This is a genomic window from Silicimonas lutimaris (genome assembly GCF_047314965.1).
GTDB lineage: Bacteria > Pseudomonadota > Alphaproteobacteria > Rhodobacterales > Rhodobacteraceae > JAVJUV01.
In genome coordinates this window covers 64,599-90,247 of the sequence record NZ_JBLBVK010000057.1, presented here as the reverse complement: position 1 = coordinate 90,247, position 25,649 = coordinate 64,599, and the positions used below count along the sequence as shown (strand labels likewise).

31 protein-coding genes are annotated in these 25,649 nt (G+C 61.0%); 18 read left to right on the top strand and 13 right to left on the bottom strand.

Annotation, left to right across the window (positions count from 1 at the left end):
* Positions 1-23: 23 nt before the first annotated feature.
* The gene (locus ACKLNI_RS18945) at positions 24-1,205 is read right to left on the bottom strand and encodes a TIGR03862 family flavoprotein (RefSeq protein ID WP_413720804.1); all 1,182 of its coding nucleotides are present in this window, start codon (positions 1,203-1,205) and stop codon (positions 24-26) included.
* Positions 1,206-1,229: 24 nt separating this feature from the next.
* On the opposite strand from ACKLNI_RS18945, the gene ACKLNI_RS18940 reads away from it, so the two are divergent.
* Positions 1,230-1,523 (top strand): HNH endonuclease family protein, encoded by a 294-nt coding sequence (locus ACKLNI_RS18940; protein WP_413720661.1) that lies wholly within the window; start codon positions 1,230-1,232, stop codon positions 1,521-1,523.
* A gap of 12 nt (positions 1,524-1,535) precedes the next feature.
* On the opposite strand, the gene ACKLNI_RS18935 is transcribed toward ACKLNI_RS18940, so the two are convergent.
* Positions 1,536-2,147: an enoyl-CoA hydratase/isomerase family protein gene (locus ACKLNI_RS18935; protein ID WP_413720660.1), complete on the bottom strand. Its 612-nt coding sequence runs from the start codon at positions 2,145-2,147 to the stop codon at positions 1,536-1,538.
* Positions 2,144-2,896: an SDR family oxidoreductase gene (locus tag ACKLNI_RS18930; protein WP_413720659.1), complete on the bottom strand. Its 753-nt coding sequence runs from the start codon at positions 2,894-2,896 to the stop codon at positions 2,144-2,146. Before ACKLNI_RS18930 ends, ACKLNI_RS18935 begins: the two co-directional genes overlap by 4 nt.
* Positions 2,897-3,038: 142 nt before the next feature.
* On the opposite strand from ACKLNI_RS18930, the gene ACKLNI_RS18925 reads away from it, so the two are divergent.
* The gene (locus ACKLNI_RS18925; protein ID WP_413720658.1) at positions 3,039-4,538 is read left to right on the top strand and encodes a DUF2125 domain-containing protein; all 1,500 of its coding nucleotides are present in this window, start codon (positions 3,039-3,041) and stop codon (positions 4,536-4,538) included.
* On the opposite strand, the gene ACKLNI_RS18920 is transcribed toward ACKLNI_RS18925, so the two are convergent.
* The 3 genes from ACKLNI_RS18920 to ACKLNI_RS18910 all read right to left on the bottom strand — a co-directional run bounded on the left by ACKLNI_RS18920 (position 4,531) and on the right by ACKLNI_RS18910 (position 5,451).
* Positions 4,531-4,755, bottom strand: a complete 225-nt coding sequence (locus tag ACKLNI_RS18920; RefSeq protein WP_413720657.1) for a hypothetical protein — start codon at positions 4,753-4,755, stop codon at positions 4,531-4,533. The genes ACKLNI_RS18925 and ACKLNI_RS18920 overlap by 8 nt on opposite strands.
* A gap of 126 nt (positions 4,756-4,881) precedes the next feature.
* The gene (locus ACKLNI_RS18915; protein ID WP_413720656.1) at positions 4,882-5,115 is read right to left on the bottom strand and encodes a hypothetical protein; all 234 of its coding nucleotides are present in this window, start codon (positions 5,113-5,115) and stop codon (positions 4,882-4,884) included.
* Positions 5,116-5,220: 105 nt separating this feature from the next.
* On the bottom strand, positions 5,221-5,451 hold the full coding sequence (locus ACKLNI_RS18910; protein WP_413720655.1) for a hypothetical protein: 231 nt from the start codon (positions 5,449-5,451) through the stop codon (positions 5,221-5,223).
* Between ACKLNI_RS18910 and ACKLNI_RS18905 the strand changes: the two genes are divergently transcribed.
* From ACKLNI_RS18905 to ACKLNI_RS18895, 3 genes are all read left to right on the top strand, one after another.
* Entirely contained in the window at positions 5,435-5,884 is a 450-nt protein-coding gene (locus tag ACKLNI_RS18905; RefSeq protein WP_413720654.1) for a hypothetical protein, read from the top strand. The genes ACKLNI_RS18910 and ACKLNI_RS18905 overlap by 17 nt on opposite strands.
* A 67-nt stretch (positions 5,885-5,951) precedes the next feature.
* A complete protein-coding gene (locus tag ACKLNI_RS18900) occupies positions 5,952-7,295 on the top strand; it encodes a TldD/PmbA family protein (protein WP_413720653.1) in 1,344 nt (447 codons plus the stop codon).
* Positions 7,282-8,052, top strand: a complete 771-nt coding sequence (locus ACKLNI_RS18895; RefSeq protein WP_413720652.1) for a 3'(2'),5'-bisphosphate nucleotidase CysQ — start codon at positions 7,282-7,284, stop codon at positions 8,050-8,052. Before ACKLNI_RS18900 ends, ACKLNI_RS18895 begins: the two co-directional genes overlap by 14 nt.
* 21 nt (positions 8,053-8,073) lie before the next feature.
* Here ACKLNI_RS18895 and ACKLNI_RS18890 read toward each other — a convergent pair whose 3' ends face one another.
* Complete coding sequence (locus tag ACKLNI_RS18890) at positions 8,074-8,808, bottom strand: hypothetical protein (RefSeq protein WP_413720651.1); 735 nt, start codon at positions 8,806-8,808, stop codon at positions 8,074-8,076.
* A 136-nt stretch (positions 8,809-8,944) separates the two neighbouring features.
* Here ACKLNI_RS18890 and ACKLNI_RS18885 point away from each other — a divergent pair, with 136 nt between their 5' ends.
* The gene (locus ACKLNI_RS18885; RefSeq protein ID WP_413720650.1) at positions 8,945-9,931 is read left to right on the top strand and encodes an aldo/keto reductase; all 987 of its coding nucleotides are present in this window, start codon (positions 8,945-8,947) and stop codon (positions 9,929-9,931) included.
* Positions 9,932-10,173: 242 nt separating this feature from the next.
* Here ACKLNI_RS18885 and ACKLNI_RS18880 read toward each other — a convergent pair whose 3' ends face one another.
* A complete protein-coding gene (locus tag ACKLNI_RS18880; RefSeq protein ID WP_413720649.1) occupies positions 10,174-11,136 on the bottom strand; it encodes an NAD(P)H-binding protein in 963 nt (320 codons plus the stop codon).
* 101 nt (positions 11,137-11,237) lie between these two features.
* Here ACKLNI_RS18880 and ACKLNI_RS18875 point away from each other — a divergent pair, with 101 nt between their 5' ends.
* Genes ACKLNI_RS18875 through lpxK form a run of 3 tightly spaced genes read left to right on the top strand, consistent with a single transcriptional unit; the run spans position 11,238 to position 13,734 of the window.
* Positions 11,238-11,483, top strand: a complete 246-nt coding sequence (locus ACKLNI_RS18875; protein WP_413720648.1) for a DUF4170 domain-containing protein — start codon at positions 11,238-11,240, stop codon at positions 11,481-11,483.
* A complete protein-coding gene (locus ACKLNI_RS18870; protein ID WP_413720803.1) occupies positions 11,369-12,751 on the top strand; it encodes a 3-deoxy-D-manno-octulosonic acid transferase in 1,383 nt (460 codons plus the stop codon). The genes ACKLNI_RS18875 and ACKLNI_RS18870 overlap by 115 nt, the downstream gene beginning before the upstream one ends.
* Complete coding sequence (gene lpxK / locus ACKLNI_RS18865) at positions 12,748-13,734, top strand: tetraacyldisaccharide 4'-kinase (RefSeq protein WP_413720647.1); 987 nt, start codon at positions 12,748-12,750, stop codon at positions 13,732-13,734. The genes ACKLNI_RS18870 and lpxK overlap by 4 nt, the downstream gene beginning before the upstream one ends.
* Positions 13,735-13,742: 8 nt before the next feature.
* On the opposite strand, the gene ACKLNI_RS18860 is transcribed toward lpxK, so the two are convergent.
* Positions 13,743-14,417 (bottom strand): DsbA family protein, encoded by a 675-nt coding sequence (locus ACKLNI_RS18860; RefSeq protein ID WP_413720646.1) that lies wholly within the window; start codon positions 14,415-14,417, stop codon positions 13,743-13,745.
* Between the two features lie 15 nt (positions 14,418-14,432).
* Entirely contained in the window at positions 14,433-14,954 is a 522-nt protein-coding gene (locus ACKLNI_RS18855) for a DUF721 domain-containing protein (protein ID WP_413720645.1), read from the bottom strand.
* 86 nt (positions 14,955-15,040) lie between these two features.
* Here ACKLNI_RS18855 and mutY point away from each other — a divergent pair, with 86 nt between their 5' ends.
* From mutY to ACKLNI_RS18825, 6 genes are all read left to right on the top strand, one after another.
* Complete coding sequence (mutY, locus tag ACKLNI_RS18850) at positions 15,041-16,126, top strand: A/G-specific adenine glycosylase (RefSeq protein WP_413720644.1); 1,086 nt, start codon at positions 15,041-15,043, stop codon at positions 16,124-16,126.
* A gap of 29 nt (positions 16,127-16,155) precedes the next feature.
* Positions 16,156-17,289, top strand: coding sequence for an alkane 1-monooxygenase (locus ACKLNI_RS18845; protein WP_413720643.1), 1,134 nt, complete (start codon positions 16,156-16,158; stop codon positions 17,287-17,289).
* A 77-nt stretch (positions 17,290-17,366) separates the two neighbouring features.
* Positions 17,367-17,873 carry an EF-hand domain-containing protein gene (locus tag ACKLNI_RS18840; RefSeq protein ID WP_413720642.1) on the top strand — a complete coding sequence of 169 codons (507 nt, stop codon included), beginning with the start codon at positions 17,367-17,369 and terminating at the stop codon, positions 17,871-17,873.
* Positions 17,874-17,928: 55 nt separating this feature from the next.
* The gene (locus ACKLNI_RS18835; RefSeq protein WP_413720641.1) at positions 17,929-18,528 is read left to right on the top strand and encodes an RNA polymerase sigma factor; all 600 of its coding nucleotides are present in this window, start codon (positions 17,929-17,931) and stop codon (positions 18,526-18,528) included.
* Complete coding sequence (locus ACKLNI_RS18830; protein WP_413720640.1) at positions 18,521-18,880, top strand: hypothetical protein; 360 nt, start codon at positions 18,521-18,523, stop codon at positions 18,878-18,880. The genes ACKLNI_RS18835 and ACKLNI_RS18830 overlap by 8 nt, the downstream gene beginning before the upstream one ends.
* Before the next feature lie 9 nt (positions 18,881-18,889).
* Positions 18,890-19,372, top strand: coding sequence for a periplasmic heavy metal sensor (locus ACKLNI_RS18825; RefSeq protein ID WP_413720639.1), 483 nt, complete (start codon positions 18,890-18,892; stop codon positions 19,370-19,372).
* Here the strand turns inward: ACKLNI_RS18825 and ACKLNI_RS18820 are convergent.
* Entirely contained in the window at positions 19,344-20,780 is a 1,437-nt protein-coding gene (locus ACKLNI_RS18820; protein ID WP_413720638.1) for a diguanylate cyclase, read from the bottom strand. The two genes, ACKLNI_RS18825 and ACKLNI_RS18820, sit on opposite strands and share 29 nt — an antisense overlap.
* Before the next feature lie 86 nt (positions 20,781-20,866).
* Between ACKLNI_RS18820 and ACKLNI_RS18815 the strand changes: the two genes are divergently transcribed.
* Positions 20,867-21,154 carry a DUF3572 domain-containing protein gene (locus tag ACKLNI_RS18815; RefSeq protein WP_413720637.1) on the top strand — a complete coding sequence of 96 codons (288 nt, stop codon included), beginning with the start codon at positions 20,867-20,869 and terminating at the stop codon, positions 21,152-21,154.
* 9 nt (positions 21,155-21,163) lie between these two features.
* Here ACKLNI_RS18815 and phaZ read toward each other — a convergent pair whose 3' ends face one another.
* Positions 21,164-22,423 carry a polyhydroxyalkanoate depolymerase gene (phaZ, locus tag ACKLNI_RS18810; protein ID WP_413720636.1) on the bottom strand — a complete coding sequence of 420 codons (1,260 nt, stop codon included), beginning with the start codon at positions 22,421-22,423 and terminating at the stop codon, positions 21,164-21,166.
* A gap of 126 nt (positions 22,424-22,549) precedes the next feature.
* Between phaZ and phaC the strand changes: the two genes are divergently transcribed.
* Both phaC and ACKLNI_RS18800 read left to right on the top strand, forming a co-directional pair.
* On the top strand, positions 22,550-24,355 hold the full coding sequence (phaC, locus tag ACKLNI_RS18805; RefSeq protein WP_413720802.1) for a class I poly(R)-hydroxyalkanoic acid synthase: 1,806 nt from the start codon (positions 22,550-22,552) through the stop codon (positions 24,353-24,355).
* A gap of 130 nt (positions 24,356-24,485) precedes the next feature.
* Positions 24,486-24,932: a Phasin gene (locus ACKLNI_RS18800; RefSeq protein WP_413720635.1), complete on the top strand. Its 447-nt coding sequence runs from the start codon at positions 24,486-24,488 to the stop codon at positions 24,930-24,932.
* Positions 24,933-25,001: 69 nt separating this feature from the next.
* On the opposite strand, the gene ACKLNI_RS18795 is transcribed toward ACKLNI_RS18800, so the two are convergent.
* Complete coding sequence (locus ACKLNI_RS18795; protein WP_413720634.1) at positions 25,002-25,304, bottom strand: response regulator; 303 nt, start codon at positions 25,302-25,304, stop codon at positions 25,002-25,004.
* Positions 25,305-25,649: the final 345 nt, after the last annotated feature.

The following is a 25,649-nucleotide window of genomic DNA, read 5'->3' as shown; positions in this document are numbered from 1 at the left end:
TGCAAGGAAGGCCTTGACCCCGGTCAATGCGAGCCCACGTCCAGCCAATCCACGGCAGCGTCGCCCGCCGCGCGCCCGGTGGCAAGGCATCCTGTCAGAAGATATCCTCCTGTCGGCGCCTCCCAGTCCAGCATCTCGCCCGCCACGAACGTACCCGGCAGCGCCTTCAGCATGAAGCCTTCCAATGCATCCCACGAAACGCCACCGCCCGTCGAGATCGCCTGGTCCAGCGGCATGGTCCCGGCCACGGGAACCCGCAGCGCCTTGATGCGCCGCGCCAAGGCTGGCCCCTCCGGCAAGGGCCGCCCCCATTCCATCAGCAAGGCCCTCTGCACCTCCGACATTCCCAGGGCCTTTCTCAAATGGTTCGAGATGCTTGCCTTGCCGCGCGGTTTCTCCAGCCTCGTCTCGACGTCAAGCAGGTCGAGATCAGGCATCAGGTCGATGAACAGCGGCGCGCCGTCGCGAACCGCCATCGACACCTCGTAGACCCCGCCGCCTTCCATGCCGCCCGCCGAAATCACCCATTCGCCCCGGCTCTCGATATTGCCCGCCATCAGGCGCACAGCCTTGACCGGGGCACCGATATGCACCGCCATGTGCTCCGACCAGCCAATGCGAAGCCCGACATTCGATGGCTTGAACGGAGCGACGGGAACGCCCAGCACCTCGGCCCAGGCCCCGTCCGATCCAAGCCTCCGCCAGCTTGCGCCGCCCATCGCCAGAACCGTCGCACGGGCGCGAACGCGCCGCTCTCCGCCGGGTGTATCGAACAGCCAGTCGGCACCATCCCGGCCGGTCCAGCGCATCCGTGTTTCGATCTTCACATCCGCCTCTGCCAATCGCCTCAGCCATGCCCGAAGCAGGGGCGAGGCCTTCATCGCCTCAGGAAAGACGCGGCCCGTCGAACCGGTGAACACGGGCTGACCCAGGCTCTCGGCCCAATGCTGCACCTCCTCGGGCCCGAATCCGCGAATGGCGTCCTTCAAGGCCTGCGAGCCGTCCGAGAACCGGGCGAGGAACGGCTCCATCGCTTCGGCCTTGGTAATGTTCAGCCCTGACTTGCCGGCCATCAGGAACTTGCGCCCAACCGACGGCATGGCTTCGGCCACCAGAACCCGCAGGCCCCGCGCGCCCAGCCTCTCGGCGGCCGCCAGTCCGGCGGGTCCAGCCCCGATCACAAGGGCATCGCACTTGTCAGTCACGGTTTTCACGCCAGACTCATCTCCATGAGCGATCCCGTCTGCCCTCTCTGCGACCGGCCCATCCCGCCCGAGGCCCGGCAAAGCCTGCACCATCTTGTCCCGAAACTTCGCGGAGGCAAAGGCGGGCCGACGGTGCTCTTGCACCAGATCTGCCACAACGAGATCCACGCGACGCTGACCGAGACCGAGCTTGCCCGCGAATACCACACGATCGAAGCTCTGCGCACCCACCCAAGGCTTGCGAAATTCATACTGTGGATTGCAAAACGCCCCCCCGCGTTTCACTCGAAAACGCCCGGAAAACGTCGCCAGCGCTGACGGCGCCTCCCGTCAGCTCAGCATCTCCTTGATCGCCTCCACATGTGAACGGTCCGCTCCCATGGCATCGGCGGCGAGCGCGCGCGCCTCGGCCACCGGGTCCTCCGCCAGCCGATCGACTAGCCCAATGGCCAGCGCCTCGGGCGCCTCGATCCTCGCGCCCCCCATCAGGATCAGCTTGGCCCGGGCCGGACCGACCAGCGCGGCAAGACGACCGGGATCGGAGGGTTGAGGCAAGAAGCCCAGTTTCATGACCGGGTAGAATATCTTTGCGCCAGGCACCGCGATCCTCAGGTCGCAGGCCAGCACCATGCCCAGCGCCCCGCCCGCCGCAGTGCCGTTCAGCGCCGCGATGGTCAGGATCGGCGAATCGGCAATCGCTCCCGACAGCCGCTCCCAAACCCCGTCCGTGGCCAGACCCGCGCGCGCCTCGTCGAGGTCCGCGCCCGCGGAAAAGACCTTTCCACGCCCGGTCAGAACAACCACCTTCACAGCGGGATCCGCCGCCGCGCGTTCCACCGTATCGGCCAGCGCGGCCAGCATCTCGCGGGTCAGAGCATTGGCCTTGTCGGGCCGGTCCAGCGTGATGATCCGCAGCGCCCCTTCGTCTTCGACATCGATCATGCGATCAGCCCCACTCTGCGGCGGATCGCTTCTTCGCGAAGCGAGATTTCCTCGCCCACGAACGCGTCCGCGTCGCCCGTACACATCCACAGCAGGGTCTTCGCCGGCCATTCGGGCGGAATGTGATCCGACCACTCCAGCTTGCTGATCGGATTGATCCCGCTGGCCTTGATCTCGCGCTGCATTTCCGTCGCCACCGTACCCGGCGACAGCCCGATGGCGCGGATTCCGTCCTCGCGGTTCTCCTTGTCCACCATGCGCGTCAGCATCGCCGCGCCTGCCTTCGAGGCGCAGTAATGCGACCAGGCCTCGACCGGATTATGCGCCGCGCCCGACGACACCGTCAGGATCGTACCGCCGCCGCGGGCGATCATCTCGGGCAGCACGGCCCGCATCCCGTAGTAGACGCCCTTGAGGTTGATATCGATCACCTGCCCCCACGCCTCGGGATCGGAGCCCGCCAGATGCGCAATCGGCTCCACCACCCCGGCGTTGTTGATCAGGATGTCGACCGGGCCAAATGCGTCGCGCGCGGCGGCGACGGCGGCCTCGACATCCGAGTATCGGCTGACATCGCAGGGAACCGCGATGGCGGCCTCCCCGATCTCGGCGGCGATCCTTTCGATTGCGTCCGTTCCGCGCGCCGTAAGGATCACGCGCGCTCCCGCCTTGGCAAATTCACGGGCGGCAGCCTCGCCGATCCCCCTGCTGGCGCCGGTGATCATCACGGTTTTGCCATCTACAGTCATTTCTGCCCCCATTTTGCCTTACTGCGTGCTATCACGGTCACGCTTAATGCGTCCGTCGCCAAAGGAACAGCCCGGCCTTGACCCTCCGCGAGGTCATATCGAATGTGGCGGCGACCACCCACAATTGCACCGGATAAATGACATGACCTTTAAAAGAGTTCTCACCACGACGTCCGCGATGGCGCTGATTGCAGCCCCGGCCCTCGCCGATGTGACCGCACAGGACGTCTGGACCGACTGGCAGGACCTGCTCGACAGCTATGGCGCAACGGTTTCCACAGGTAGTCAGAACCAGTCGGGTGGCACTCTGACGATCAACGATCTGTCCACGACCTTCAATGTCGAAGGCGGAACCATGGCTCTGAATATCGGGGATATTTCCTTCACCGAGCAGGGCGACGGCACGGTCCGCATCACCATGCCCGACACCATGCCCTTCGACATGGACATAACCGACCCCAACGGCAAAAAGGGTAAGGTCGGTTTCACGCTCAGCCAGCCTGGGGCGATGCTGATCGCCTCCGGCGATCCGGCGAACCTGCGCTACGACTTCGATTATCCCACCATGTCTTTGGGCGATTTCACTATTGAAGGCGACGAAGTGCCCGCCGACATGCCGCTCACCATCGACATGGTCGCCTCCGGCATCACAGGCTTCATGTCGCTGAAATCCGGCGACATTCGCGCCTACGAATCCGAATCGACGGTCGCGTCCATCGCCATGAACATGTCCTTTGACGATCCGGCCGAGGGCAGCGGAAACTTCCGCCTGTCGATGTCCGACCTGACCCAGGCCGTCCGCGGCACCTTTGCCGACATCGAGATGAATATGTCCGCCGCTGCAATGGCGCAGGCCGGTCTCTCGCAGTCCGGTACGGGAACCTACGGGCCTTCCACGTTCGAGTTCGCAGCCGATGGCCCGGAGGGCAGCATGGAGTTTGCCGCCGCTGCCGAAGGCGGCACCATCGACGTCAATTTCGGCATGGACGGTCTGAACTACGGCGGCATCACCAACGGTATCGCCATGACCGTCGGCGGCTCCGCCATCCCGTTCCCGATGCCACTTACCTTCGCCATGGCGAAATCCGAAGGCCGCATCATCATGCCGATGGTTCCGAACCCGGATGCCGAGCAGGACTTCGGTATCGTCATGACGCTGGAAGGGCTCCAGATCGACAACATCCTCTGGAGCATGTTCGACCCGGCGGGACAGCTGCCCCGCGACCCGGCCACGTTGGTCGTAGACCTTGGAGGTTCGGTGATCCTGACCGAGGATTTCACATCGCCGGAGTATGCGGAGAACATGAACGCCGCCCCTCCGGGCACCATCGAGTCGCTTGATATCAACTCGATCCAGCTCAAGCTCGCGGGCGCCGAACTGACCGGCGATGGTGACTTCGCATTCAACAACGCGATGGGCATGCCCGTCCCGTCCGGCACCGCCAACCTGATGCTGAAGGGTGGCAACACGCTGCTGGACACGCTGGTGGGCATGGGGCTGGTCCCAGAAGACCAGGCGATGGGCGCGCGCATGATGCTGGGCCTCTTCGCCCGGCCCGGCGAAGGCCCCGACACGCTGGTCTCGACCATCGAGGTCAACGAGGACGGTTCGATCCTGGCGAACGGCCAGCGCATCAAGTAAGGCCCTCGCCGCGATGTTCGGCGCAGAAAGGCTGCTGAAGAAAGCCCGAAAAGCGCAAGAGGACGGCCCCGAGGCCGTCCTCGCTGTTCTGCGGGGCCTGATCGGGAAACAGGCGAGCGACCGAAAGGCCGCCTCGGACCTTCTCTTTATCCTTGGCGAGGGGGTCCTGCCCCATGACGAGACCGCGCGTCTCTACGGCCGGATCTTCGACGCCCATGAAAGCGACGGCGCGCTGATCGCCTACATGGGGGGCCTCATGGAGGAAGCGCGCGACATCGACGACCTGAACGCGCCGCCACCCGAAGCCCCGGTCTTTGCCCGGATGATCGCGCGCCTGACCGAGCTACAGTTGAAGAACCGGAACACCGACAGAGAGAAACCGGTCGCCGAAGCACTGGCCCAGACCGCACGCCTGATGGCCCGCCAGCACGATCAGGTGGCCGAACGCGCCTACAGGCGGCTCATCGAACTCGCTCCGGACAGCAGCGACGCACATTACGGCTACGGTCTCTGGTGCAAGACCCGCGCCCGTTTCGCTGTGGGCATTGCCGCCAACCGCCGCGCCATCGAACTCCATCCGTCCGGCGGCTCCGAAGCCGCCCGCTGGAACCTTGGCATCTGCGCCACGGGCGCGGGCGACGGCCAGACCGCCATCGAGGTCTGGCGCGCCATGGGCAACAAACTAGAGTTGGCGAACAGCGGCCTGCCCGAGGGCGGCTATCCAGCCTGCAAGGTCCGCGTCGCCCAATATCCGCTCGCCGAACGCGGCCCCGAAAACGACGATCCCGGCCTTCAGGAAAACATCTGGGTCCAGCGTCTCAGCCCCTGCCACGGCATCGTGCGCAGCGTGATGTACGCGCCCGAGATCGGCACCGACTACGGCGATACCATCCTCTTTGACGGCGGCGATCACCTACCACCTCTATGGCGAGAACAAGATCGCTCTTTTCCCCCACCTCGCCACCATCCGGCGCGGCAACTTCCACTTCTACCACTTCTCCGCCACGCAGGGCGACGGCGACGCGGTCAGTGCCGTGAACGACCGGCTGGATGCGGGCCTCTGCGTGTATTCGCACACCTCCAGCGTCTATCACCTCTGTGCCAATTGCTGGCGCGACGAAAGCGTCCAGCACGAACGGCACGAGACCGAAGAACACAAGGTCGTCCACGGCCGAATCGCCGTCCACCCCGACATCCCGCCCGCCGAGGCACTGGCCCGGATCGACGCGGCCTACCAAGAGCTGGCAGGTGCCCGGCTCTTCTCCCCCGAGCTCTGCGACGCGGCGGGACAGCCTGAGCGTGCGACGCTGGAACGCCGCCGTTTCGACATGTTGAACAACGCCTGACGCTGCCTTGCCGACTTGCAGTTCCCGACCCGCGGGACTACCTCCGAAACAAACCCGCAGGAGCGCCATGCACGATCTGTCCTCTCTAACAGCCGCCCTTCTCGACGCAGCCGGCAAGGCTGGCGCCGAAAGCGCTGATGCAATCGCCACCTCGGGCGCGTCCCTGTCGATCGAGGTTCGGGCCGGAGCCCTTGAACATGCCGAACGGTCCGAAGGCGTCGACATCGGGCTTCGGGTCCTGATCGGAAAACGGCAGGCCTGCGTCTCCGCCTCCGACACGTCAGAACGAACCATCTCGGAAATGGCCGAGCGCGCCGTTGCCATGGCGCGGCTTGCGCCGGAAGATCCCTTCATCGGCCTCGCCGACCCGTCCCAACTGGCAACCGACGTGTCCGCCGACTGGCTGGACCTCGTCGAAACCGCGCCCGAACCGGATCCGGCGATGCTTCAGGAAGCGGCGCTTGCCGCCGAGGCTTCGGCTCTTAGCCATCACGGGATCAGCCAGGTTGAATCCGCCTCTGCCGGTTTCTCGAATACCGCCGTCCACCTTGCCGCTACCAACGGTTTCGCGGGCGGGTATGCCCGGTCGTCTCATTGGCTCTCGACGGTCGCGATCACCGGTGAAGGCACGGGGATGGAACGCGACTATTTCGGCGAGAGCCGCATCTACCGCGGCGACCTGCCCTCACCCGAAGAGGTGGGGCGCATCGCCGCCGAACGTACGCTGGCACGCGCAAAGCCGCGCAAGCCGAAAACCGGCGCCTACCCGGTGCTCTATGACGAACGCGTCGCATCAGGCCTGATCGGCCACCTGCTGCAGGCCTCGAACGGCAGCGCCGTCGCGCGCGGCAGTTCCTGGCTCAAGGACAAACTGGGAGAACAGATCTTGCCCGCAGGCCTGTCGATCACCGAAGACCCGCGCCGTGTCCGCGTAGGTGGCTCAAAACCCTTCGACGCCGAGGGCCTGCCCACCCGCGCCCGCCAGATCGTCGAAAACGGCGTGCTCACCGGCTGGACACTCGACCTTGCCACCGCCCGCAAGCTGGGCATGGACAGCACCGCCAACGCAGCGCGCGGCACCTCCGCGCCGCCCTCGCCCACAGTGTCGAACATCGCGCTGACAGAAGGCGACCAGTCCCGCGGCGACCTGATCCGCGACATGGGCACTGGCCTTCTGGTCACATCGCTGATCGGCTCTTCGATCAACGCGACCACGGGCGACTACTCCCGCGGCGCCTCCGGATTCTGGATCGAAAACGGCGAGATCGCCTATCCGGTCAACGAACTGACCATCGCCGGCAACCTGCTCGAGATGCTGGTTTCGATCCGCCCGGCCAACGACGCTCGCCACTGGACCTCCCGCGTTGTTCCCTCTCTTCTCGTCGAAGGGCTCACCGTTGCCGGCGACTGACCTCGACCTCCTGACCGAAGCCGCGATCGAAGCGGGCCGGATCGCGCGCCGCTATTGGCGCGAAGACCCGCAGGTCTGGGACAAGGGCGGCGACGATCCGGTCTCCGAGGCCGATCTCGCCGTCGACACCTACCTGAAAACCGAACTCCTGCGCGCCCGCCCAGACTATGGTTGGGTCAGCGAGGAGACCGAAGACGATCCGGCGCGCCTGGCCGCCTCCCGCGTCTTCATCGTCGACCCCATCGACGGCACCCGCGCCTTCGTGGCGGGCGAACCGACCTGGGCGCACTCGCTGGCCGTGGCCGAGAACGGGCGCGTCACGGCCGCCTGCGTCTACCTCCCGGTCCGCGACAAGCTCTACTGCGCCGCCGTGGATTCGGGTGCCACGCTCAACGGAACCCCGCTCAGGGCCAGCACTTCGGATGACCTTGACCGCGCCACGGTTCTCACCCCCCGCGTCACCATGCAGGACAGGTTCTGGAAACGCGGCGTCCCCACCTTCGAGCGCCACTTCCGCCCCTCGCTGGCCTACCGCCTGGCACTGGTCGGCGAAGGGCGGTTTGACGCGATGCTGACGCTCCGCCCGGCCTGGGAATGGGACATTGCCGCCGGCGCGCTCATCGCCACCGAGGCCGGAGCGAAAGTCACCGACCGCCACGGATCGGCGCTGACGTTCAACAGCGTGGCTCGGCAGACAGCAGGCGTCGTGACAGCGGCAAGCGCCCTGCACCCCCGGATCATCGACGCACTGGCATAACCCGCTCCGCTTCCGGCTCGGTCACTCCGCCTGGCGGGCCGAGGAAACAGCCGCCGCAATCATCGCCACCACCAGAACAGCCGCCCCCATCGCGGGCACCGCATCGCCCACCGACAGGTTGCGCACGACGATCCCGGCAAGCCCCCAGGCAACCGCCAGGCCGTAAAGCGGCGCACCGGCACGCCCAACCTGAAACCACGCCGCGCCCAGAATCGCGACCGGCAGGACAACCCAGGCCCACAGCGGCGCGCCGTACCCAGTCAGCAGAACGCCGAAAGAGACAGCCGTGGCAACGCTGAGCCAGCCGGCGTACAGCGCAACGGGCGCGCGCAGCATCCACTTGTCGGCCGGCGGCGTGACGCGCAGCGCAAGCAGGGCCGGGATCAGCATCGCGACAATGAGAACCGTCGCCCAGACCGGGCTGACACTGGCCACGGAGATCCAGGGCGTGCCGATGGCAAGACTCGCGGCCAGCCACCAGCGCATCCCATCCCAGCCGCTGTCTTCGGCGCGCGCGAAAAGACCGAATGCGGCCGAAACCAGAAGCCAGAGATAGATCAGCCCCCAGATCGCAAAGACATAGCCCGCGGGTTGAATCCCGGGGTTCTCAAGGCGCACCGGGAAATCGTCTGGGTTGAAGCCGCCGAACCCGCTTGACCAGATGGGCGCACTGATGAACGCGATCGTCGCGGCAAGGACAAGGATCGCCTTCATCCTGCGCGTGTCGGTCTGCTGGTTTCGCGGGGTATCGGACATTTTCGAACCTTTTCGCTTTTGTATGCCAAACCCGAACCCTGCCAGATCGGCGGATCGAGCAATCGGTCTCGGCATCTGGAAATCCAGTGCAAGACATGGTTCCACAGTACATACCAAAACACGCAGGAGGAGAACGATGGAAAAACGTCAGGTCGGACGCACCGGATTGATGATCGACACGCTCGGTCTTGGCGGGGCGCCGCTGGGCGGGAATTTCGTCGATCTGGACAACAGTCAGGCAGTCGAACTGATCGAGGCCGCGCGTCAGGCGGGGATCGGCTATTTCGACACCGCGCCCTGGTATGGGTTCGGGCGTTCGGAACGGGTGATGGGCGACGTGCTGCGCGGCACCGACTACATCCTGTCCGACAAGGTCGGACGGCTTCTGCGTCCCGGGGCCGTCGAGAACCCGATGGATTTCGGCATGATCGACCCGCTGCCGTTCCACGTTGTCTACGACTACGGATACGACGGGATCATGCGCGCCTATGAAGACAGCCTGCAGCGCCTCGGACTGGAACGCATCGACATCCTGTTGGCCCATGACATCGGGGCTTTCCAGCATGGTGCCGAGAACGAGCGCCATTTCCGCGATCTTGCCGAAGGCGGCTACCGGGCCATGGACGAGTTGCGTCGGGCCGGAAACGTCAAGGCAATCGGACTGGGCGTCAATGAAAACCAGGTTTGCGAAGACGCGCTTGGCGTCGGCGACTGGGACGTTTTTCTGCTGGCGGGCCGCTACACGCTTCTGGAACAGACGGCGCTCGACACGCTCTTCCCCGCCTGCAAGGCAGCGGGTACCACCATCATCTGTGGCGGCCCGTTCAATTCCGGTATCCTCGTTGGACGCGATACGTGGAACTACGCCAAAGCTCCTGCCGAGGTCGTCGAGAAGGCCCGTGCACTGGGTGCGCTGGCCGACGAATTCTCGATCCCCTTGGCCGCCGCCGCGCTTCAGTTTCCTCTGGCCAACCAGGTCGTCACTTCGGTCATCCCCGGTCCGCGCGACAAAGGCGAACTTCGGCAGGTCCTCCAATGGTTCGAAACACCGATCCCGTCGGCGTTCTGGTCCGCTCTGATAGCGAAGGGACTTCTGCACGAGGCCGCGCCCGTTCCCAGCTGACGTCACGCGGGCAGACGATCTTGGCGGACATGAACCTTAATGCCCCGTTTACCTTAGTTAACGGTTGCACAGCATGTGGTGGGACGGTGGCCGGGGCGACATACCATTGCCATACGCTTTGCCGACGCTTTGCATACGGTTTGCCGCCTTGCGGCCGCCTCTCACTCCCCAACAAAATATGGCCGTTAACATTCCAAAGCGTTTCGAAGTAACGCCACCGTACGCCCGTTGCCTGCGTGCGCTCAGCTTCCGAACACGCGATGCGCCCCAAGGTCGACGGACTGTCCTTTTGAGAGCACTTTGGCATAGTGCTGAAACAGCGTATCTTCTCCGAATTCCGGCGTTGCATCGGCGTCATAACGTCTCTTCCCAGCATCCCAGACCAGCATGGACTCGGTGGCATAGTATTTTCCGATCCGGGCCAGCTCTGCCTTAGTTTTAAATCCTTTCGAGACATGGCCGCCCAAACGCAGAACCGTTCCGATCGCGTCGAAAATCCCGACAGGCAAATGCCGGAACCGGGGCTGTTGTCCGGACAGCCGGAAAAGTTCCTCGCCCTGGTCCTTCAGGCTGATCGCAGGCCCCGGCCCGCCGATCGGCAGGACGCGGTTACCCTTGTCTGCATCCGTCAGGCACAGCGCCATGAACCGCCCCAGGTCCCGGTCACTGATCGGCTTGCAGCGCGTCAACTCCCCGTTTCCGAACAATAAAAATGGCTTACCGTTTCTCACCCTCTCGATCTGCCCGGACAGAGATTTGAAGAAAGCCGTGGGTCTTACGATGGAATAGTCGACACCGGATTTCACCAGTTCGTCCTCGAAGGCCAGCTTGGCGAACTGGAAGGCCAGCATCGGTTTCTGGACACAGATCGCGGACAGCGCCACAACCCGTGTCACCCCCGCTTCGCAGGCCTGCCGCAACGCCTCGGCATTCGCCCGGTGGTCGATCGCCCAAGCCTCTTCCGGCACCCCCGTTCGCGAAGCTAGCGTAGTGACAAGCGCGTCGAAGCGCTCGCCTCGAATGCCATCATGTTTCAGGGAGAGGGGGGCGGAAACGTCTGCTTTTCTGAAAGAAATGCGTTCGCTTTCCGGGATCGGGGGCTCATCGCCCCGGTAGAGCGCCACCACATCGTACCCGGCATCGGCAAGCGCTGTCAGGGTGGCGCGCCCCGCTGTTCCCGTCGCTCCCAGAAGCAGAACGCGCATTCGTTTCTCCCCTTGTCGTCAGCCGTGAATAACACGTTTTCCCACGCTTGACCCCAGAACGTGAAACGTTAGCCTCGCGCGCGGAACAGCAGGAGTAGCGAATGGCCCAGAGACTGCATCTTGTCTTCGGCGGCGAACTGGTCGATCCGTCGAAGAACGTGTTCAAGGATGTCGAGGACATTCACATCGTGGGAATGTATCCCGACTACCAAAGCGCTTACAACGCATGGAAATCCGAGGCTCAGCGCACGGTCGACAACGCCCACATGCGCTACTACATCGCGCACATCCACCGCCTCCGCGACGAAGAACTCGCGGCCTCCTCAACCGAGGAGCTGGGCAACTGACCAGCAGGACTCCAAGGCTGGTTTCCCGCCTTCTCTTCGCCGCCGGGCGTTTACGGGACATATCGCTTTCACGCGGCCGCGACCGCGAGGAGCCACAGGCAACCGAGCGTCTTGGACATCCCAGCCGAGCGCGTCCGGACGGATACCTCTTATGGCTGCATGCCGAGACACCGGAAGAGGCAGGAGCGGCTCCAGCCATCGCGCAAGAACTTGAGAAAACGCGGGGTGAAGCATTTCACGTGCTGGTCACAACAGTCCAGGCTGGTGCGCTGGTTCCACCAGTGGCAAGCCAATCAATTCATCAACTTGCACCCGGTGAAACCTCCGGATCGGTCGCCAGGTTCCTGGACTACTGGCATCCCGACGTTGGGATCATTCTTGGAACTCCGGACCGTCCCAACCTTGTCCACGCGGCCCGAAAACGCGGAATGCCGCTCTATCTTGCAGCATCCCGTCGCGGCGGCCTAGCCGCCCGACGACGGCTATCCTACCTGTCGTCACCGCTCCTTGCCGAGTTCGATGCATGCCTCGCCGCATCGGCGGCGGATGCCGAGGTTCTACACAGACATCTGCACAAAGGGATCCGGACCGAAGTGACCGGCCCCCTTAGCGATACGACCTTCGCCCTGCCGTGCAGTGAAACCGAACGCGACGAAACGGCAAAGCTACTGCGCGGTCGTCCCGTCTGGTTGGCTGCCGATGTGACTGAGGCGGAAATCGACAGCGTTGAAGCAGCACACCGGAGTGCTTTCCGCTTTGCGCATCGGTTGCTCCTGGTCATCATTCCATCGCCGACTGAGCAGGGCAACTCTATTGCCAGCAGGCTTTCGGACAAGGGCTGGGAAGTCGCGCAGAGCTCTGTAGGCGATTGCGTCGATGACACTATTCAGGTTCTGGTCGCAGACGGCAGGGAAGAGCACGGACTGTGGTATCGGCTCGCTCCGGTTACATTTGTCGGCGGAACCTTGGATTCGGAAGCCACGCCCTCGGATCCTTACGCACCCGCATCGCTAGGCTCCGCGGTTCTTCATGGCCCCCATACCGGAACCGCAGCCTCACGCTTTCAGAATCTCGCGACAGCGAACGCCTGCATTCGGATTGGCAACGCGACTGAACTCGGCGAGGCGGTCCAAAGGCTTCTCGCGCCGGACAAGGCCGCAGAACTCGCCCAGGCCGGATGGCGGGTCACCACGGAGAGTGCTCATGTGGTCGAGCGTCTCGCCGAACTGATCAACGTCGCTTTGGACGAACGCGAGGCCGGAACATGAGGCCTCCACGATTCTGGAGCAATCCACCGGGCGATCCCGGCTGGCAGGCGCGGCTGTTGTCGCCGCTTGGCGCCCTCTACGCCGCCGGCACACGTCGGCGAGTTACGCAGCCGCCGGCTTTTGCGCCCCACGTTCCGGTCATCTGCGTTGGCAACTTGAACGTCGGCGGAACAGGCAAGACACCAACTGTCATTGCCTTGATCGAGCGCCTGAAGGGGCATCAGGTCCATGTTGTGTCAAGGGGTTACGGCGGGAGTGCAGCCGGTCCGCTTCAGGTCGATGAACGAAGGCACACAGCCGAGGAAGTCGGCGACGAGCCTCTGCTGATCTCCGCTTTTGCGCCAACCTGGGTGGCAAAGGACCGTGCCGCGGGCGTCGCCGCGGCCGAGACAGCCGGTGCCGAAGTCATCCTGATGGACGACGGATTTCAGAACCCTTCGGTCGCAAAGACCCTCAGTATTGTCGTGGTCGACGCCGCAAGGGGTTTCGGGAACGGTCGGGTACTGCCGGCCGGACCACTGCGCGAACCCGTGCCGGAAGGATTGTCCCGCGCCGACCTTCTGATTTCGATCGGCGACCCCACGGCACAGGGCCATTTCTCCAAGACCTGGCACGGTGACCTGATGGTCCCACGGGCAACCGCCCAACTGAAGCCTCTACAAACCGGCATGGACTGGGCTGGCCTGCGTGTTCTGGCGTTTGCAGGAATAGGCCATCCCGAAAAGTTCTTCTGGACGTTGCGGGATCTAGGCGCGGAATTGATCCGCGCCGAAGCTCTCACCGACCATCAGCCGTTGACGGAGGCCCTGATGAAACGTCTGGAAATCGAAGCAGCGGCACTTTCCGCTCAACTTGTCACCACAGAAAAAGACGCGGTGCGTCTGCCCAAGACCTTCCGCCCAAAAGTGTTGACCCTGCCCGTTCGCCTTGAATTCACCAACGCCGAGGCACTGGATATTGCGCTTAAACGGGCAGGTCTCTAGCGCCTGCGTTAACCCTCGCCCAGCGCAGCTTCGATGACTGACTTCATCTCGTCATAGGGCATATTCGCATATTTCTTGCCGTTGATGATGAAGCTGGGGGTCGAAGTGATGTCGTCCTCTTCAGACTGCTGAAGCCACCTGGCGTACATCGCCTGAGCCGTATCGCCGTCGGTGAAGCATTGGTCGAGCTGCGCATCGGTTAGACCCGCCGTCTTGCCGATCTTGCGCAGGCTTTCGACGATGTCTGCAGGGTTTTCCTGGCGGGCCCATGTTCCCTGCTGCTCGTACACCATGTCGGCAATGCCGAAGAAACGGTTTTCGGCACCTTCTCCGCAACGCGCGACGATGGCGGCCCAAAGGCCGAAGCGGTCGAAATAAACCTCGCGATAAACGAAATTGATCTTTCCGGTATCGATGAAATCCGCCTTGAGTTGCTTGAAAACTTCCGTGTGGAAACGCGCGCAATGCGGACAAGTAAAGGACGCATACTCGATGACTGTCACAGCAGCATCGGGATTGCCCAGCGACATCTCCTGGATCATCGATGTATCGATTTCGGCAGCGGAAGCGTTGTCCTGCGCAAAAGCAGCTCCGATCGGGTCTGCCGGACGGCTCCCGAAGAAGAAAGCGCTTGCGGCCAGGATAACGGCGAAAGCCGCGAGGATGGAAAATCTACGGTTCATCAGCAGAAACCTTTTTTACTGTTTCTTTCGAGATAGGACGTTGGCCCCAAGACGTTCAAGCGCCATTCGAAGATTGTTATCTTCTACGCCACTTGCCGCCGACTGCACGGATAGGGGCACCTCACGCTCGATAGTCTCGTCATTTTCGAGCCTGTATCCGTCGAACTGCGCCTTACCCTCAGCAAAACCGGTGGCCGCAGTCTGCGTAAGGCGAACTCTTTGAATGGCGGCATAGCCATAGCACGCATTCACCTTTTCGCGGATCGTCTCCTTTTGCATCTCAAGCATTGGTGCCTGAGCACCCGTTGTCAAAAGGGTGAGCGTAGCGCCAAAGCCGCGTCCGTAGCTCACCTCGACAGGACGGGCTGCAGCAGCGATATCCGGGCCGACGATGTCGGGCCAATGCGTCAGAAGCCGGGTGACGGCGAATCCTCTCGCCTCTCCCGCAGACCTGACCCGTCCCGCGACGAGACTGGAGGCGCGTTCGAAACCCTTTTTCCTTCGTTTTGCCCCATGCTGGGACGCAATGTCCGACATTGCCTTGCCTTGTCGTAGCTCTCCCCCACATTTTAGGCATCGCTGACACTTTCGCCAGCAGAAAGCCCGATCTGGAGAGATAAACATTGCGTGACGCACCAAGCGCCCGGACGCTTCTGGACTGGTACGATGCGAATGCGCGCACGATGCCGTGGCGCATCAGTCCGCGAGATCGCAGTGGAGGAATGCGGCCCGATCCCTACCGCGTCTGGCTCTCCGAAGTCATGCTTCAACAGACAACGGTTGCAGCTGTCCGCGCCTACTTCATGAAGTTCACGGAGCTTTGGCCGACCGTCAACTCTTTGGCCGCCGCCGAAGATTCCACCGTAATGGCCGAATGGGCCGGGCTTGGTTATTACGCGCGGGCCCGCAACCTTCTCAAATGTGCACGCGTCGTCGCCCAGGAACATGGCGGCCGGTTTCCGGAAACACGTGACGAACTTATGAAACTTCCGGGAATCGGCCCCTACACCGCCTCTGCCATCGCGGCCATTGCCTTCGACGAGCCCGCCACGGTCGTCGACGGCAACGTTGAACGCGTCATGGCCCGCATCCACGCGGTAGAAACGCCATTGCCATCGGCGAAACCCGAACTCACACGACTTGCGGAGGCGCTGACCCCAGGCGACCGGCCGGGAGACTATGCTCAAGCGGTCATGGACCTTGGCGCAACGATCTGCACAACCCGATCTCCGGCTTGCGGGATTTGTCCATGGATGCGGTGTTGCGCTGCGCGAATGCTGGGCACCGCAAAGGAGTTGCCAAAGAAAACACCGAAGAAAGCCAAACCGGTTCGGCTGGGGCTGGTGTATGTCGCTCGAAGGGATGATGGCGCCTGGCTCCTCGAAACCCGACCGGAAACCGGCTTGCTTGGTGGCATGTTGGGCTGGCCGGGGACCGATTGGGAAGAGAAGCTTCCAGAGGAATCGCCCCCCATCAGCGCTGAGTGGACAGATCCGGGAGTTGAGGTTCGGCATACCTTCACCCATTTCCATCTGCGTCTTGCCCTGAGGTTGGCCTGCACACCGGTGGACACCGGGACTACTCGTGGCACTTTCGTTCCTTCTGCCGAATTCCGTCCGTCCGCGCTGCCAACCGTCATGCGAAAGGTATATGAAATGGTAGTCACTGACGGACGACTTGTTGAACGGTCATCAACACAACGGCTATAAAACCAGAAACGTCGGAATAGGGATCGGGGATGTCCGGGACTGACCGGAGCTATGGAGTGCCGAATGCGCTGCCCTTCTGGGTCTCGCTGGCCTTGGTTCCGTTTGCGTGGATCGCTGCGATCTATGGAAGCTTTGCGATTGCGCTGGTCCCTCTTGCAACCTGGGCGCTTTTTTCCATCCTCGATCGTTTGTACGGGCTGGATCTGAACAACGCTGACATCAACGCCGACGACGGCGCCCTGTTCTGGCACAGGATGGCCACGGTTGTCTGGGCTCCGGTACAATTTCTGACGGTCTTCGGCACCATCGGCTACATGGTCCGGTCCGATTACCTTTCGACATTTGAGATGTTCGGCGTCGCATTTGGCGTCGGCGTTCTCTCGGGCACAATCGGAATCGTCTACGCACATGAGTTGTTGCATCAGAAGAACCGGCTCGAGCGTTGGCTGGGCGATCTTCTGATGACAATGGCACTCTATGGTCATTTCCGTTCGGAACATCTTCTCGTGCATCACCGATATGTGGCAACGCCGCGCGATGCGGTTACAGCAAGGTACAACGAGTCGTTTTACTGGTTCTTCCCGCGCGTCTTGGCGCAAAGCCTTGTATCGTCATGGAATGCCGAAAAGGCCATGCTTGCCCGCAAGGGTCTTCCGGTGTGGGACCGATCCAATCCCTTCTGGCGGTATGTCTGGCTCGATCTGAGCTGGCTGCTCCTGGCGCTTGTCGTCGGCGGATGGATGGGTCTGCTTCTGTTTCTGTTCCAGGCTTTCGTGGCAGTCTGGCAGCTGGAACTGGTCAATTATGTCGAGCACTACGGGCTGACCAGAAAACATCTTGGCGACGGAAAGTACGAACCACAGAAGCCGCATCACAGCTGGAACGCTGCCCATATGGCGTCAAATCGGCTCCTCATCAATCTTCAGCGCCACTCCGATCACCACTACAATCCGAACCGGCGGTTTCCGCTTCTTCAGACTTATTCCGAGGACGACGCACCGCAATTGCCTCACGGCTATCCGGCAATGACCACACTTGCCATGATCCCTCCGCTTTGGCGGCGCAAGATGAATCCCAGGGTCCGCCAATGGCGAGCCCAGTTTTACCCCGAGATCGCGGACTGGAGGCCCTATACCCAGGCCACCAATCCGATGCCTCACTAATTTTTTTCACTTCTTGCGACGGAAACCCGGCGGTTCGCCGTTGAAAGGGTATTCATGATGGCAAGGAGACCTCAGAGATGGACAACTCAACCCTTAAAATTCTGGTGGCCACGCTGGCAATCACCGCAGGTGTCGGCGTTGCCGAGGCACAGGATCGCGGCATGCGCGGCGAAGGAATGACTTTTGAAGCACTCGACGCGGACGGTTCGGGAGAGATCACACTTGAAGACCTCGAGGCGCTGAAGGAACAGAGATTTGCGCAGTTCGATGCCGACGGTGACGGTTCGGTCACGGCCGAGGAGTTCAGGGCGCATGCGCAGGCTCGCGCTGCCGAACGCGCTGACGAAATGTTTGCGCGACTTGATGCTGACGGAGACGGCGTTCTGAGCCGCGACGTTCTGGAAAGCCGTATGGGGCGCCAGCCGGGTGAACGGATGCTGTCTCGCTTCGACACCGACAACTCGGGTGGCGTTAGCGCCGAAGAGTTCGAAGCGGCTAAGCAACAGATGGCCGAGCGTCGTGGCAAGTTCCGCGACGGAAAAGGCCGGGAAGAAGGTCGCGGATGGGGTCGAGGCAACAACTGAGTCCGACAAGCGCCGGATTGCCCCAGTGGCGGTCCGGCGCTAAGCCGGTAACGCAATGGACCAGCGAAACGTGGCGTCAGCATTTGAAGACGCGCCCGATGAGGCGCTGCTTGTGGCTTTCGCCAACGGCGATCGTGCTGCCGGACGAACATTGCTTGATCGGCTGGCGCCAAAGCTGTTCTCGCACGCGGCCAGAGTGCTTGCAGACCGAACAGAAGCCGAGGACGTCGTACAGGAAACAATGCTGCGTCTCTGGAAGATGGCTCCGGACTGGCGGCAAGGAGAAGCACAGGTTTCGACCTGGGCGTACAGGGTCGCGGTTAATCTCTGCACCGACAGGCTCCGGTCCCGGGTCCATCGACCGCAAGTTGGAATTGATGGAATTGCGGAGCCAGCCTCGACTATTGCAAGTGCAGTCGAGCAGATGACCGAGACCGAACGATCCGCTGCTCTGGATCGTGCCTTGGAAATATTGCCCGACCGCCAAAGGCAGGCGGTCGTGTTGAGACATCTCGAGGGCCTGTCCAACCCCGAGATTGCTGCGATCATGGACATCGGCGTCGAGGCTGTGGAGAGTCTGACGGCCCGGGGGAAACGCGCACTGACGGCTGCACTGGCCGGGCGCAAGGAAGAATTGGGATACGGCGATGGCTGAACATGAAATGAAGGCCGAGGAAAAAGCTCTCGACGCGCTGTTCGGAGCTGCAAAACTGGCCGCACCCGTTGCCGACCCGGTGTTCATGGAACGCTTGGCCGCGGACATGGAGGCCATGGTCCCTCAGGCCGCTTCGACACCGAGACGTACAGGGGCGGCAACTGGCCTGTTCGAAGGCTTCAAGATGTTTTTCGCGGCCTCCGGACTGACCGGAGCGGCGGCACTCGGCGTATGGATCGGGTTCGTTATGCCCGAAACCTTGAACACACTGGCCGCAGGCTATGACACCACGGAAGCAATAGGCATAGGGGCGTTCCTGCCATCCGCCGATCTGATGGCACTGGACTACTGAGGAAGCTCGATGGCAGAGAATGAAAAGAAACCGCGCCGCTGGCTTTACCCGCTGCTGTTCATATCCTTGGCGCTGAATCTTCTGATTGCCGGAATGGTTGTCGGGTGGCTCGCATCCCCCGGCGGACCAAAGCGTTCGGAATTCGCGTCGGCGCGAGGCCTCGTTGGAGAGCCGTTCCTGAGGGCGCTTCCCGATGAACAGCGTCGGGCAATGCTTAGGGAGATCGTACGCGACGCGCCGCAAATTCGGGAAAGCCGGGAAAGCCTGCGAGCCCGCTTCGAGGCATTTCTATCTGCGCTTCGTATGGAGCCCTACGATCCAAAGACCGTCGCCGAACTCCTGAAGGAACAACGAAACGTTGCGGTCAACCGGCAGGAAATAGGCGAACGACTGCTTCTGGAACGCCTTGAGGCCATGTCCGTGAGCGAGCGAAACGCCTACGCCGATGCGCTGGAACAATCGTTCAGGCGGCTGAAGCGGCCCTCCGACTGATCGATACACGGTTCCTGCCGCCATTTTTGGCGGCATAAAGCGCTGCGTCGGCGCAAGATATCAACTCATCCATAAGCGACCCTGCTTGGTGCTCCGCCGCTGCATAATCCACAGACGAACTTGCCTTCGAGCTTTCCGATTGAAGCCAAGATGCCTGTGAGACAGCCACACCAATGCTAATGGTTGCTGTCAACGGTGTGCCGTCCGGAAGCAAGATCGGCACACTGGAAATGCTATCGCGCAGTCGCTCTGCCGCCAGTTCCGACTCATGTCCTGCGATATCGGGAAGGATGACAAGGAATTCTTCTCCACCATGCCTCGACACAAGGTCCATGGCACGGAGATTGTCTCGGATACGAGATGCGACTGCGAGCAACACCGCGTCTCCCGACGCATGACCATAGGTGTCGTTGACAGACTTGAAGTGATCGATATCGACCATCATCACGGTCAGGGGGCGCCCTGTTTCTTTTGCTCGCAAGAGCGCATCAGAGAGATAGACTTCAGCATAACGCCTGTTGAACAAGCCTGTGAGAGGGTCGGTCGTCGCCAGCCGGAAACTCTCTTCCGTGCTACGCCGAAGGGAGTCCCGGACTCGCTTGCGGGACAGCATGGTCTCGATCCGATGCCCGAGCTCAAGGCCCGACGAACCCACCTCCGCGATCTCGGAAGCGCCCAGGTTAAGCGCCCGCACGGCAAGATCGTGAGCGCCCATGGGATGGATTACTATGACGGACGCGTCGCGAAGGTGGCTTCTTGCGCGAATCTCGGGGAGCACAGCATCCAACTGGTCGGCGGCCTCTGCGCCGACCTCAAGCAGTACGGCGTCAGGGGTCGACCGAATGCCCTCGTCGCGGAGCAACTCATCCCGGGTCAATCCTGTCATTGTGTGGGAAACGGACCGAAGATCCTCCTGTAGCGCCAGAGATGGGCTCCCGAGCGTCACGCAAACAATACGTCCTACAGTGCCGAACCGGGCCGCTTGCTCCCTGAAACCAAACGATGCAGCCGCAACCCTGCGGCGCTCCAGTTCTCCAATGGCTTCGGCATCACGCAGAATCCCTCGCAACCGTGCAAGCAGCAGGGTTTCCGGCACACGCGTCGCGACCATGTCGCAAGCGCCCGTCGCAAGCGCCTGCATCCGCCTGAGCGGACCCGCTTCGTCATCGCGGCAAAGAACGGGAACTCCTGACGGACCAGTGGCTTTGGTAAGGCGCGACATCGCCTGTGCCGGGTCCGTTCCCGAAGTGTTGAGCAAAATCAGATCAACAGGTGAAGCGGCTATCGCACCGCTTACACATGCGATGCGATCCACCGAAGTAATGTCGTACTGCGCTGCGCGCAGAACGGCCTTAAGGCGAATCCTGTGGGTCGGGATCGGATCCACGAGCAGCAATCGCTTTGGCATCAATTCACCCGGTTTAACTAAAATTACAGTTTCATCCCCGATTCATTTCCCATAAGCGTTAATAATCTCTTGCCATGAGGCCATCGATGACCCCGCTGTCGCTGGATTCTGCCGAGCTTCTGGCCATTGAAGCTTTGTCCTGGCTGGTCAGAAATGATGAGTTGCTCCCCGTATTTCTGGGCGCAACGGGCGCGTCAGCATCCGACCTTCGGCAAAGCGCGAAGGACCCGGAATTCCTGGCATCGGTCCTGGATTTTCTACTGATGGACGATGCGTGGATCGCTGAATTCTGCCAATCGGCCGATTACAGGTTCGATTTTCCGATGCGAGCAAGGGCCGCGCTGCCAGGCGGAACGCAGGTTAACTGGACCTGATCAAGAGGATCAGGCGCTTTTCTTGCGCTCGACGGTTGCAGGCGTGTTGGCGTCAATGAAATTGAGAACCAACGGGCGGATGTTGTTCCGCCAGGCTTTCCCGGCAAAAATCCCGTAATGTCCGGCACCAGGCTCAAGGTGCCATGCCTTCCGCTTATCAGGAAGGCCACTCAAGAGGTTCAACGCAGCGCGGCACTGACCCGGTGCGCTGATATCGTCCCGCTCGCCTTCGACAACCTTGACGGCAACATCGGTTATGGCCGCAATGTCGACCTTGCGTCCTGCAACGGTGAATTCATTGCGAGCGATTTCGCGGTTCTTGAAGACCCGTTCGACCGTGGAAAGGTAGAATTCCGCGGTCATGTCCATGACAGCCAGATATTCGTCATAGAATTTGTTGTGCTTGTCGTGATCGCCAGCATTGCCGTTGGCGACACGAATGATCTGGTCAGCGAACGCACCGCTGTGCGTTTCGGCATTCATCGACATGAAAGAAGCCAACTGCAACAGCCCCGGATAGACCATACGGCCGACACCGGCATACTTGAACCCAACCCTCTGTACGATGAACTGCTCAAGCTGCCCCATTGTTACGCGACGCCCGAAATCCGTGACATCGGTGCGCGCCGCATCAGGGTCGATCGGTCCGCCAATCAGTGTCAACGTCTGCGGCTGTGCCGAGGGCTCTTCTGCCGCCAGATACGCCGTCGCCGCCAAGGCCAGCGGCGCCGGCTGGCAAACGGCAATCACATTGATCGAAGGGCCAAGGTGACGAATGAAGTCGCTCAGGTAGAGAGTGTAGTCTTCGACGTCGAACTTGCCTTCGCTCACGGGGATGTCGCGCGCGTTGTGCCAATCGGTGATCCAGACGTCGGCATCCGGCAACAAACTCTGAACTGTCGAACGCAGCAGAGTGGCGTAGTGCCCGGACATCGGGGCAACCAGAAGAACACGGCGCGGTTTGTCTTTGCGACCCTGCACCCGGAAGCGGATCAGATCTCCAAAGGCACGCGACAGATCTGTTTCGACCGTCACAAGGTGATCACGTCCGTCGGAACCGACAACAGTGTCGATGCCCCAATCCGGCTTGGCAACCATCCTGGAAAAGGATCGCTCTGTAACCTCGCCCCAGGCAGCCATCATTCTGAAAGCGGGGTGCGGAACCATTCCCCAAATGGGATAGGAAGCCATTGCCTGAGCAGTTGCACCGGCCCACTGGTTTGTGTTCCGGATTGTCTCCATCAGGTCATATGTGATCATGTAGCGCATAAATGGCACCCTTGGTTCGGCACGAGCCAAAACGTCGCTTTGCTGCGAGAGCCCGGCGGCGCTACGATGGCAGGCAACAGCTGCAGCACGTTTGCTGCGCGTGCAAAGTATGACGGATCCCAATCCATGACAACAAAAGAAACTGAAAACTCTGAAAAACTTGAGAGATTGAACAAAAATGTCGCTAGGATCGAGGAACTGTCGCAGCGCCTGGTCACCGCGCTGTCGCAGAAAAAATCCGTCAATCCCGGCCTGCAAGGCCCTGGGCACGATCTCTATGTGAAGGCTGCGGCGGCCTACCTTGCCGAGCTGATGTCGAACCCTTCGAAGATTCTGGAACACCAGGTCAGCTACTGGAGCAAGGCGCTTGTCCATTATGTGGAGGCGCAACAAAACTTGGCGCAAGGCAAACTGGCTCCGCCGCAGGATCCGGGCCCGAAGGACAGGCGCTTTACCAGTCCGATATGGGATGAGCACCCATACTTCAATTTTTTGAAGCAGCAGTATCTGTTTTCGTCCAAGGCCATCGCCGAATCCGTCGGCGATCTCGAAGGCCTTGACGCCGTGGACAAGAAGCGGGTCCGCTACTTCACGCAGCAGATCGTAGATATGCTCAGCCCGACGAACTTCCTTGGTACTAACCCGGAGGCTCTTGCTCGCGCTGTCGAAACGGATGGGCAATCGCTGGTCGATGGGCTGGAAAACCTTGTTCACGACATCGAAGCGTCAGACGGCGAACTTCTGGTCACCTTGGCCGACAAAAATGCGTTCAAGGTCGGCAAAAATATCGGCACGACGGAAGGTTCGGTTGTCTTTCGCAACGAGATTTTCGAACTGATCCAATACGCGCCGACGACGGACAAGGTTCACAAGACGCCTCTGGTCATCTTTCCGCCCTGGATCAACAAGTTCTACATTCTCGACCTGAAACCGCAGAATAGCCTGATCAAATGGATCGTTGATCAGGGCTACACCCTGTTCGTTGTCAGCTGGAAAAACCCGGACGCCAGCTACCGCGACTTCGGTATGGGCGACTATGTTGAAAAGGGATATCTGACGGCAATTGACCAGGTGAAAACGATCACCGGGGAAAAGCAGGTCAATGCGGTTGGCTACTGCATTGCCGGAACGACATTGTCGCTGACGCTTTCGCTTATGCAGAAACGCGGCGACAAATCGATCAAATCCGCAACGTTCTTCACAACCTTGACCGACTTCGAGGACCAAGGCGAAGTCGGCGTGTTCCTTTCCAACGATTTCGTCGACTCGATCGAGGACGAGGTTGAGAAGGTCGGCATTCTTGAAAGCTTCATCATGAGCCGGACCTTCAGCTTCCTACGTTCAAATGATCTGATCTACGGACCGGCCATCAAAAGCTACATGATGGGAGAAGCCCCACCTGCATTCGATCTTCTTTTCTGGAACGGCGATGGCACGAACTTGCCGGCGTGCATGACAATGGAGTACCTGCGCGGACTTTGTCAGGAGAACAAGTTCGCTCGAGAAGGCTTTGACCTTCTTGGAGAGACGCTTCAGATCAGGGACGTCAAGGTTCCGCTTTGCGCGATAGCTTGCGAGACGGACCATATTGCGGCCTGGAAATCGAGCTTTGGAGGAATCCAGCAGATGGGCAGCCGCTCTAAGAAGTTCATTCTGTCGGAATCCGGACACATCGCGGGGATCGTAAACCCGCCCAGCAAAAAGAAATACGGTCACTATGTGAACGACGATATGACCGGCGATGCGGACACTTGGCTGCAAAACGCAGAATTCCGGGAGGGCTCTTGGTGGCCGGAATGGGATGGCTGGTTGACTGGCCATTCCGGCAAGCTTGTGCCCGCGAGAATTCCCGGTTCACTTCCGTCGCACCCGGTTCTTGCGCCGGCGCCTGGGACTTATGTCGTGGAAGTTCCAAAGGGATCAGGCGCTTAACTCAAGAGAAAATTTTTTTTGCTGCGCCGCAGCAATGCCACTTGCAATGCTGCGGCGCAGCATGTATATGTTTTGCACACGCAGAAAGCGGGTCTCCCCGCTAAAAATGTAAGCACCTGGAGTGAGACCAATGGCGAAAGCTACCAACGACTACACCAAGATGATGAAAGACATGATGGGCGCATTCCCCGTCGACACCTCGGCGATGCAGGAAGCCTTCAAGACCCAGGCTGCCTTTGCCGACAAGATGTCGAAAGTCGTCCTCGAAGCTGCCGAGAAATCGACCGAGATTTCCGCGTCGTGGACCAAAGCAACCATCGGCAAGCTGGGCGTTGTAACCAACGTCAAGGACGATCCGACCGATTACACCAAAGCCATGACCGACTTCGCTTCCGCTCAAGCTGAAATGAGCGCCGAGTCGATGGCTGCATTCGCGGAAATCGCGAAAAAAGTTCAGATGGAAACTGTCGAACTGATGCTGGCCGCCGGCAAAGACATGGGCGACGAAGCCACGAAAGCCGTGAAGAAGGCCACCGACGACATGACCGCCGCCGCCAAGAAGGCGACTGCGAAGTAAGAGTTCTGATTGCCAACGCCCTCCCTGTTGGCATCATTTTGACTGGCGGGCCCTTGGGCCCGCCATTTTTTATTCGGCAGCCAGACTTCCATGCTGATCGACTCGTGCATCCTCAAGAGCGATCGACAACTCGCCTGTGGAGAAGGGCTTTTTCAAGAAGGGAAAATCACCCAACCGATCTCCCAGTTCGTCCCGGTCGTACCCGGAGGTGAAAACGACATGGGTACCGGATTTGGCAAGAGCCATGGCGATATCGAGCGTCGTGGACATCCCAAGGTGTACGTCCAGAAAGGCCACATCTATGCTCATGTCCCGAACCAGTGCCTCGGCTTGGCACAGGTCGCTGGCAAACCGGATTTCTCCAAAACCCATTAGCCCGAGCCGCGCGAAAGTTTCATTCGACTGTACCGGGTCATCTTCTACGTAAAGCAATACTTTCCCGGCAAATACACTAGCCGCAGTCATTTTCGATGCTGCCCCAAAACATCATGGCAGCGCGCGGGCATAGGCCCACCTTTCCGACCTTGTGGCCGGACCTTACGGATGTGTTCCATATCTGGTTCCCTGTTCTTCCGGCAACTCTTTGGTCGGCTGCCGATCCAATCAGATAAACACAACTTAAAGTTGCATCAAAACACTTTCATCGTCATCGAGTCAGCGAACAAAGCTAATTCAGAGCTCAAATGGCACCTCACGAGTGACACCGACGGGCGCTTG